This window comes from uncultured Clostridium sp. (assembly GCF_910588715.1).
GTDB lineage: Bacteria > Bacillota > Clostridia > Clostridiales > Clostridiaceae > Clostridium.
Genome location: NZ_CAJURG010000017.1, coordinates 1 through 8,511 on the forward strand (window position 1 = coordinate 1; position 8,511 = coordinate 8,511).

Below are 8,511 nucleotides of genomic sequence, written 5' to 3' on the forward strand. Positions count from 1 at the left end.
TTGCACGCAAGGGGTCAAGGGTTCGAATCCCTTTACCTCCACCAAAAGCTACGATTTATTATCGTAGCTTTTTATTTTTACAATTTATTTAATAAGAAGTTAGAATCGTTCCTTTATATAATTTATTTTATTAAAAGAGGGATTTTTTTATTTATAAAAAAATAGCAATTAATACAAATTATAAAAAAATATGTCGTAAAATAAATTTAAATTTATTATTGTTTTTTTGTTATCATTCTAATAAAGTATTATATAATAGTATTATATAATTTTTAAAAGTAGGATTGTTTAAAATTTTGTTGAGTATTATTACCATATAAGAGTGGGAGTGGTTGTGTGGAAAGAAAAATAAACTTAGAAGAAAAAATTATTCAGTTAAAGCTGGAAAAGAGAGAGTTAGTTTTAGCTGGTAAAAGTACAAACAAAATAGATGAAGAAATCAACAATATAAAAAATGAGTTAGATAAGTTATCTATAGTAAAATAATTTTTTAAAGATAATCTTTAAGCATATTATATAAAAATATATCATAATAATTTTTGAGGGAATTATATTTCTATTTAATATAGGAGGGAATATTTATGATAAGGACAGTGGTATGCGAAAAGGAAGGTTGTTCAGGAAATACTTTTTTTATAGAAACTAAAGAAAATAATTTATCTCTAACATGTACAAATTGTAAATGCAAATATGAATTTGATATAAGTTATTATGATTTTATTATATTATCTAATTGTTCAAAATGTAATAATGATACTTTTAAGGTTTTCAGAGATACAGAAAAAGAAGGAATATATGCTAAGTGTGTAGAATGTGGGTCAACACCAGAAAAAATATTTATAGATTCAGATGGAATTCAGGTATCATATGAGGCTAAGTTATTAAATGATATAAAAGAGCTTATGTACTTATTAGAGCAAAGGATATGCAATTTAGAGGTAAAATTGCAGGACCTAGAAAGTAGTCAAGGTATATTGGAAGAATCATTAGCTTATATAAATAGATATTTAGTTGAAAAAAATTAAATATATTATTAGATAAATAGAAGGAGAAGATGATGAAAAACAAAAGATTTGTAATTAACTTAGGATTATTAGTATCATGGATGATATTAATATTTTATATGTCAAATCAACCTGCAGATATTTCAAATAAACAAAGTGATTTAATAATAAAATTATTTTATTATATTGGAATTGACTTAAATAGTTCCTTAGGTGAAATTACTTCTTTTGTTATTCGCAAAGCAGCTCATTTTACAGAATATTTTATATTATATTGTCTTACTATTAATGTTTTAAAATTTTATTTTAATATAAAAAAGGCAGCGATTTATAGTTTACTTATTGTATTAGGATATGCAATTAGTGATGAAATTCATCAATATTTTATACCAGGAAGAGATATGGCTATTAGAGATGTTATAATAGATTTTTCTGGGGGGATTTTAGGATTTATAATTAATATAATTATTTACAAAATTAAATTTATTAGAAGAAGTTAATTGTGGGTATTAAATAAAATGAGGGACAAGTTTTAAACATATAAATTACAAAATGATATAAGGAAATTAAATAATAAAAGAATATGGGTTTAAATTATTAAGACTTATACTAAAGATTAAATATTTTAGTATGAGTCTTATTTTTTTTTATTTTTATAATAAAATGTAGTCTATTTTAAGCAGTTTAATAATTATGAAAACCTTATTTAACAAATTATATATAAGTTAGAATAAAATAATATCTTATATGGTTAAACTATAATTAATTGGAATAATTTTAGAGAATATAGAAATCTAAGATTAAAGGGATAAAATGAATTGTACTATTTAGAAGTAAAGGTTCATAAAGATTAAGTATAAATTTTAAATAATATTATCAATAAAATAACAATAGTTAAACTATATAAAGAAAGGTGGGTGAATGATAATACTAAATAGTATTATCGTAACATTATGAAAGACTATAATTATAAAAAACTTAGAAATGTAGGATTGATAGGTCATGGAGCAACAGGGAAAACTTCTTTAGTAGAAGCTTTATTATTTTATACAAATAATACCGACAGATTAGGAAAAGTTGAAGATGGAAATACAGTTATGGATTATGAACAAGAAGAAAAGAAAAGAGGAATATCTTTATCAACGTCAGTTGCTTCATTTGAAGAAAAGGATACTAAAATTAATATAGTTGATATGCCTGGATATTTTGATTTTCAAGGAGAAATGTATCAAGGAATGAGAGCTGTAGATATAGCTACCATAGTAGTATGTGCTGTATCAGGAGTTCAAGTGGGAACTGAAAAGGCTTGGGATTATTGTGAAAAGATAAAATTACCAAGAGCATTTTTTATAAACAAAATGGATAGAGAAAACGCTGATTTTGATAAAACATTAGAAGCTATGAAAAACAGTTTTGGAATGAGTATTGTTCCTATTCAATACCCTATAGGAAAAGAAAGTGATTTTAGTGGGATAATCGATGTTATATCTAAAACAGCAGTAAAATATAATTCAAAAACATCTAAAGCAGAGCCAGTAGATATACCAGCTGATTTAGTTGATAAGGTTGAAGAATGTAAGCAAATGATAATGGAAGCAGTTGCTGAAACAGACGAAGAATTATTGGATAAGTACTTAAATGATGGAGAACTATGTGATGAAGATATTTATTCAGGATTAATAAAAGGATGTGCACAAGGTGAAATAGCTCCTGTATTATGTGGTAGTGCTTCAAAAGTAATAGGAATAAAATCTATGATTGATAGTATAATTAATTGTTTTCCATCACCAGAACATGCACTTCCTCAAAAGGCAAAAAATTTAAGTAAAAATGAAGATGTTTTCATAAATGTAGATGAAAATAAACCATTTTCAGCTTTAGTATTTAAAACTATTGCAGATCCATTTGTAGGAAAGATTTCCTTGTTTAAAGTTATAACAGGAAAGGTAGATGGAGAATTAACTGTATTAAATCCAAATAAAGAAAAACAAGAAAAATTAAATCATTTATTTTTTATGAAAGGTAAAAATCAAACTCAAACTCAAAAGATAGTTGCAGGAGATATTGGGGCAGTTTCTAAATTGCAATATACAGCAACAGGCGATACATTATGTAGTGAAGAATTTAAAGTAATCTATGATAAGATAAATTTACCTAATGCAGTAATGCCTATGGCAATATTACCTAAAGCAAAAGGTGATGAAGAAAAAATATCATTGTCATTATCTAAGTTAATGGAAGAAGATCCTGTATTTAAAATAGAAAGAGATGTTGAAAATGCAGAAACTATAATTTGGGGATTAGGAGAAACCCATTTAGAAGTTATTGCTAGTAGAATAAAGAGTAAATTTGGAGCAGATGTTATTTTACAAGAACCTAAGGTACCATATAGAGAGACTATTAAAGGAACTTCAGATGTACAAGGAAAACATAAGAAACAATCTGGAGGACATGGACAATATGGTGATGTAAAAATAAAATTCGAGTCAAGACAAGATGGAGAGTTAGATTTAGAATTTGTCGATAAGGTTGTTGGTGGTGCTGTTCCAAGAAACTTTATTCCAGCAGTAGAAAAGGGATTAAGAGATTGTATATCAAGTGGTGTTTTAGCTGGATATCCAGTTGTGGGATTGAAGGCAACATTATATGATGGATCTTATCATCCAGTAGATTCATCAGAAATGGCATTTAAGGTTGCTGCTTCTCTTGCATATAAAAAGGGGTTAGAGGCTGCTAAGCCAATTTTACTTGAGCCAATAATGGATGTTAAAATTTTGGTTCCTGATAATTATATGGGAGATGTAATGGGAGATGTAAACAAAAGAAGAGGAAGAGTTATAGGAATGGAACCTGAAGGAAAACTTCAAAAAATTATTGCAGAAATTCCAATGGCAGAAATGTTTAGTTATGCTACAGATTTAAGATCAATGACACAAGCTAGGGGTAATTTTACTAGTGAATTTTTAAGATATGATGAAGTTCCAGCTAATGAGGTTGGAAAGATTTTAGATGATGTTAAAAACTTGAGAGAAGAGGCATAGAAATAATATTTAGTATATTCATTAATTATTTATTATTATAAATAGAAAATAAATGAATAATAAGAGAGTTATTATATCTCTCTTATTATTCATTAATAACTTTAAAGTTATTAATGGACATGTACTATTATGATTAAATAAAATTTTAATTATATATTGAATAAAATATAAATATTTACATAAAATAATGATAGTTAGGAGGAAATTTTAATTTACGGGGGAAAAACTATAATAGGAGGGTAAAAAATGCCAGACTATAAGATGGACATAAGAGGTAAATTAGGATTAAGTGAATATAGTGACATTCATGATTATATGGGAATAGTAGATAAAAATGATAATTTTACTATAACATTAGATAATTCTAATAGAAATCATATAAATATAATTACCTCTATGTTAAGAGAAAGTAATTTTTCTATATTAGAAGAAGGAATAACTAATTCGGGGGATTATTATATTAGTGCTAATAAATATAAATAAAAAATCTCTAAGGTTTTTTTACTTTAGAGATTTTTATTTGTAATATCAATTAAGGAAATTATATGTAAATATTAAAATAAATAATGTATAATTATTAACAAGATTTAAATAGAGGTGAAGTAAATGCAAGAGGATATAATTAGTAATAATAAAATAGAATATATTTTAGGTGAGATATTATGCAATAATAATTTAACTATTTCAACAGCAGAATCATGTACTGGTGGAATGATTGCAGCTAAATTAATTGCATATCCTGGTATATCTTCATCATTTATAGAAGGGGTAGTTACTTATTCCAATGAGGCTAAAATAAGAAGACTTGGCGTTAAAAAAGAAACATTGGATATTTATGGAGCGGTAAGTCAAGAAACTGCTAAGGAAATGGCTGAAGGTATAGCAAGGGAGAGTAACTCAAATGTATCAATAGCTACTACAGGAATAGCTGGACCTGGTGGAGGTACAAGTAAAAAACCAGTAGGATTAGTTTATATAGCTGTACATTTAAATAATAAGACAATTATTGAAAAGTGTAACTTTAATGGAGATAGAGAATATGTAAGGACATACGCAACTAACTATGCTTTACAAATGTTTAAGAGAGAACTTGAAAATGCTGGCTATAGATTTTAAAATAAAAATAATCCCATTAAAATAATTTTGATATTAATGGGATTATTTCTGTATATAAATAAAATGGGGGAGAGGCGATTAACTATGAAGTTTTAAACTTCATTTATATTATTGTCATTAATATAAATTAATATACATTAATTAAATAAAAAAAAGGAGAGATATATGAAAAAGGTATTAAAAGCAAACACATATTTTTTAATAGTTATGTTTTTACAATTATTTTTACCAATACATTTAATATTTAAATTATTTAACATTACTGATATAAAATTAATGTTATTTATTAGTCATATCGTAATATTTATTTTTCCAGCAATTATATATTTAATTGTGACAAAGCAATCAGCAAGGGATGTATTGAAATTAAACAAGCTTTATTTTAAAGATATATTGTTAATAATATTATTAGCTTTTGTATGTCAACCAATTATGACATTCTTTTCTTTGATTTCACAGTTCTTTTTTGAAAATGAAATTGGAAATTTTGTAACTAATATAGTTGAGTCACCATATATAGTTTTACTTTTACTTATAGCTGTATTACCTGCTATTACTGAAGAAATTACAATACGTGGAATAGTTTTATCCGGATATGAGGATAAAAATATTTACTTGTCATGTATTATAACAGGATTATTATTTGGAATAATGCATTTAGATCCACAACAATTTTTGTATGCAACAGTTTTAGGAGTAATATTAGCATTAGTAGTTAGAATAACCAATTCTATATTTGCATCTATATTAATGCATTTTTTAATTAATGGAACTTCAATAACATTACAGAAATTATTAAGTTTAGTTACTCAAAGTGATTTAATTGTAGAACAATCAACTGAAATTAGTTTAAAGAGTTTGGAAATGCAAGAAAAAGTATTTATGGCTGGTTTTTATGGAATAATAGCTTTAGCATTTGGAATAGTTGTCTATTTCATAATTAAAAAATTAGTTGATTTAAATATTAAAAGAGGAGTGGTAAATAAGAGTGAATTTAGTGTTAAATATAATAAAAGCAATGAAAATGTATTTAATATTTCATTTATATTTATTATAATATTTTATTTATTATATATGATTTTAGGAGTAATAATTAAGTAAATTTAAAAATAAATAAATGAACCTAAGTAATAAGTTGAATTACTTAGGTTTTTATACTATTTTCAATATTAATATTTATATATTGAAGGAGAAGTTTGATTTTGTTGATAGATAAATGATAAATCGTTTTTTTTAATCCAACCTCTACAATTATAATCACTATCAATAGGGAGATTTACATAGAACCAGGTACTATTATTTATAATTGCACTATCTAAAATTTCAACTTCCATTTTTATATCTAACACTTTAATTATTGGAGAATCATTAATTGGAGCGATAAATACAGTTATATTATTTTTGGTTATAGCTTTTTTTATATTAGGGCTTAGAAATTCAATTTGTATTTTAGGATTCTTAGTTAAGGCATTTCTATATTCGTTTCTAATATTATTAAATTGATTTGATGTTCTTAATATTCTTTTTCTAGCTATAGTTAATTTTTTTTCATAATAAAAATACATTAACACAATAATAAGTATAAGTATTAAAATTATAAAGTATTTCAATTTTACCTCCAGAATAAATACTGTATAGTATATTTATATTTAATTAGAAATAAAAAATAACCTTGAATTTATCGAATATTAAATATACTTTAAATTATATAAAAAATATTTGACATTTTTTAATTTAATATATATAATAAATATATCGAGGCTCGATAGCTCAGTCGGTAGAGCAGAGGACTGAAAATCCTCGTGTCCCTGGTTCGATTCCTGGTCGAGCCACCAGGAAAGCAGCTTACTTATGTAAGTTGCTTTTTTTATATTTTAAAAAAATATTTTTATAAATATCATATTTATACTAATAAAAAATAAAAATATCATATATTGTTAAGTTAAAGTTAAGAGATAATTAATAATTGTATTATATAATTTATTTAATATGAAAAAGTGGGAAGAGACATGTTAGAAAAAATTATACTTTCAGATCAGGAATTTGAGTATTTAACTAAGGGAATAGCATTTGGAGTTGGAATAGGCACTTTAATAGGATTATTATTAGAAAATGCTATTTTGGGATTTTCTTTTGGAGGAGTTAGTGGAATTATTTTATCTTTAATATATTCTCATTACAAAAAAGCAACGAATAAATAAAGAGATTTATGATTTATATTTATATAGAGAAAAGTTAGAATAAGATATATTCTAACTTTTTCAGATTTTATATATTTTCTATTTGCCAATCTATTGGTTTTTTATTAACAGAAATTAAAAAATTATTAATCTTTGAAAATGGTTTGCTTCCAAAAAATCCCCTAGATGCAGATAATGGGCTTGGATGAACAGAAGTAAGAATTAAATGTTTTTTATTAGTAATCAAGTTTTTCTTTTTTATTGCATTATTACCCCAAAGTAAAAATACAACAGGATCTTCTTTTTCATTAATTAAAGAAATAATCTTATCAGTAAATATTTCCCAGCCTATTTTTTGGTGTGAATTTGCTTCACCAGCTCTTACAGTAAGGGAGGTATTTAAAAGTAATACACCTTGATCTGACCATTTTTTTAAATAACCGTTATTAGGAATATAGCATCCCAAATCTGAATTCAATTCTTTATATATATTTAATAATGAAGGTGGAATTTTTATATTTGGATTAACTGAAAAACTTAATCCATGTGCTTGACCTGCACCATGATAAGGATCTTGACCAAGTATAACAACTTTTACATCCTTATAAGGTGTAAAATGTAATGCATTAAATATATCATATTTGTCAGGATATATTACCTTAGTTCTATATTCATTTGTTAAAAAAGTTCTTAATTTTTGATAATATTCTTTATTAAATTCATCATCTAATATATTTTTCCAGTCATTTTTTAAGATATTTGCCATTATAATCACTCCTGTTTAATCTAATATTTTTGCATTAATTAAATATTAGATAATTATAACACAAACGCTACCTAGTATATCAATAATAGAAAAATGGAGATAAAATAAGAAATTAAATGAAAAAATGAATATAACTGTGTATAATAAATAGAAAATGATAATAATAAAAAAAGAATGATGATAAGATACATTATGTCGTTAATGACAAAAATAAATAAATTAATAGCTTATTAGATGAAATACGACAAAATTATTTCTTTAAAAGATTAAAGTTAAAATATTTTTGAAAAAAATGTTGACATTAGTCGAAGAGGATGATAAGATAAAGAAGTCGCTTAGGTGCGATAGATAAATGGTCTTTGAAAATTGAACAGAATATAGTTAAAGTAAACCAGCAATTCTTT

Annotated in this window: 10 protein-coding genes and 1 tRNA gene; 9 read left to right on the plus strand and 2 right to left on the minus strand. The window is 24.7% G+C overall.

Going from position 1 to position 8,511, the window contains the following annotated elements; translation table 11 throughout:
* Nucleotides 1-336: 336 nt before the first annotated feature.
* From QZ321_RS12120 to QZ321_RS12150, 7 genes are all read left to right on the plus strand, one after another.
* Nucleotides 337-486, plus strand: a complete 150-nt coding sequence (locus tag QZ321_RS12120) for a hypothetical protein (protein ID WP_291744147.1) — start codon at nucleotides 337-339, stop codon at nucleotides 484-486.
* Nucleotides 487-581: 95 nt separating this feature from the next.
* A complete protein-coding gene (locus tag QZ321_RS12125) occupies nucleotides 582-1,025 on the plus strand; it encodes a hypothetical protein (protein ID WP_291744145.1) in 444 nt (147 codons plus the stop codon).
* A 32-nt stretch (nucleotides 1,026-1,057) separates the two neighbouring features.
* The gene (locus tag QZ321_RS12130) at nucleotides 1,058-1,504 is read left to right on the plus strand and encodes a VanZ family protein (protein ID WP_291744142.1); all 447 of its coding nucleotides are present in this window, start codon (nucleotides 1,058-1,060) and stop codon (nucleotides 1,502-1,504) included.
* A gap of 453 nt (nucleotides 1,505-1,957) precedes the next feature.
* On the plus strand, nucleotides 1,958-4,045 hold the full coding sequence (fusA, locus tag QZ321_RS12135; RefSeq protein WP_291750325.1) for an elongation factor G: 2,088 nt from the start codon (nucleotides 1,958-1,960) through the stop codon (nucleotides 4,043-4,045).
* Between the two features lie 246 nt (nucleotides 4,046-4,291).
* Nucleotides 4,292-4,528, plus strand: a complete 237-nt coding sequence (locus tag QZ321_RS12140; protein WP_291750322.1) for a hypothetical protein — start codon at nucleotides 4,292-4,294, stop codon at nucleotides 4,526-4,528.
* Between the two features lie 123 nt (nucleotides 4,529-4,651).
* Nucleotides 4,652-5,161 carry a nicotinamide-nucleotide amidohydrolase family protein gene (locus tag QZ321_RS12145; RefSeq protein ID WP_291750319.1) on the plus strand — a complete coding sequence of 170 codons (510 nt, stop codon included), beginning with the start codon at nucleotides 4,652-4,654 and terminating at the stop codon, nucleotides 5,159-5,161.
* Between the two features lie 165 nt (nucleotides 5,162-5,326).
* Nucleotides 5,327-6,262: a type II CAAX endopeptidase family protein gene (locus QZ321_RS12150; RefSeq protein WP_291750317.1), complete on the plus strand. Its 936-nt coding sequence runs from the start codon at nucleotides 5,327-5,329 to the stop codon at nucleotides 6,260-6,262.
* A 68-nt stretch (nucleotides 6,263-6,330) separates the two neighbouring features.
* Here QZ321_RS12150 and QZ321_RS12155 read toward each other — a convergent pair whose 3' ends face one another.
* Nucleotides 6,331-6,771, minus strand: a complete 441-nt coding sequence (locus QZ321_RS12155) for a hypothetical protein (protein WP_291750314.1) — start codon at nucleotides 6,769-6,771, stop codon at nucleotides 6,331-6,333.
* 149 nt (nucleotides 6,772-6,920) lie between these two features.
* Between QZ321_RS12155 and QZ321_RS12160 the strand changes: the two genes are divergently transcribed.
* Together QZ321_RS12160 and QZ321_RS12165 are read left to right on the plus strand one after the other, a co-directional pair.
* Nucleotides 6,921-6,996, plus strand: a tRNA-Phe gene (locus QZ321_RS12160).
* 174 nt (nucleotides 6,997-7,170) lie between these two features.
* Nucleotides 7,171-7,362, plus strand: coding sequence for a hypothetical protein (locus QZ321_RS12165; protein WP_291750312.1), 192 nt, complete (start codon nucleotides 7,171-7,173; stop codon nucleotides 7,360-7,362).
* 67 nt (nucleotides 7,363-7,429) lie between these two features.
* Here QZ321_RS12165 and QZ321_RS12170 read toward each other — a convergent pair whose 3' ends face one another.
* The gene (locus QZ321_RS12170) at nucleotides 7,430-8,107 is read right to left on the minus strand and encodes a uracil-DNA glycosylase (RefSeq protein ID WP_291750310.1); all 678 of its coding nucleotides are present in this window, start codon (nucleotides 8,105-8,107) and stop codon (nucleotides 7,430-7,432) included.
* Nucleotides 8,108-8,511: the final 404 nt, after the last annotated feature.

What these genes read in the sequence shown, in the direction of transcription:
- QZ321_RS12170 (WP_291750310.1), bottom strand. Translation starts at nt 8,107, where the DNA reads ATGGCAAATATCTTAAAAAATGACTGGAAAAATATATTAGATGATGAA.
- QZ321_RS12145 (WP_291750319.1), top strand. Translation starts at nt 4,652, where the DNA reads ATGCAAGAGGATATAATTAGTAATAATAAAATAGAATATATTTTAGGT.
- QZ321_RS12125 (WP_291744145.1), top strand. Translation starts at nt 582, where the DNA reads ATGATAAGGACAGTGGTATGCGAAAAGGAAGGTTGTTCAGGAAATACT.
- QZ321_RS12150 (WP_291750317.1), top strand. Translation starts at nt 5,327, where the DNA reads ATGAAAAAGGTATTAAAAGCAAACACATATTTTTTAATAGTTATGTTT.
- QZ321_RS12130 (WP_291744142.1), top strand. Translation starts at nt 1,058, where the DNA reads ATGAAAAACAAAAGATTTGTAATTAACTTAGGATTATTAGTATCATGG.
- fusA (WP_291750325.1), top strand. Translation starts at nt 1,958, where the DNA reads ATGAAAGACTATAATTATAAAAAACTTAGAAATGTAGGATTGATAGGT.
- QZ321_RS12140 (WP_291750322.1), top strand. Translation starts at nt 4,292, where the DNA reads ATGCCAGACTATAAGATGGACATAAGAGGTAAATTAGGATTAAGTGAA.
- QZ321_RS12165 (WP_291750312.1), top strand. Translation starts at nt 7,171, where the DNA reads ATGTTAGAAAAAATTATACTTTCAGATCAGGAATTTGAGTATTTAACT.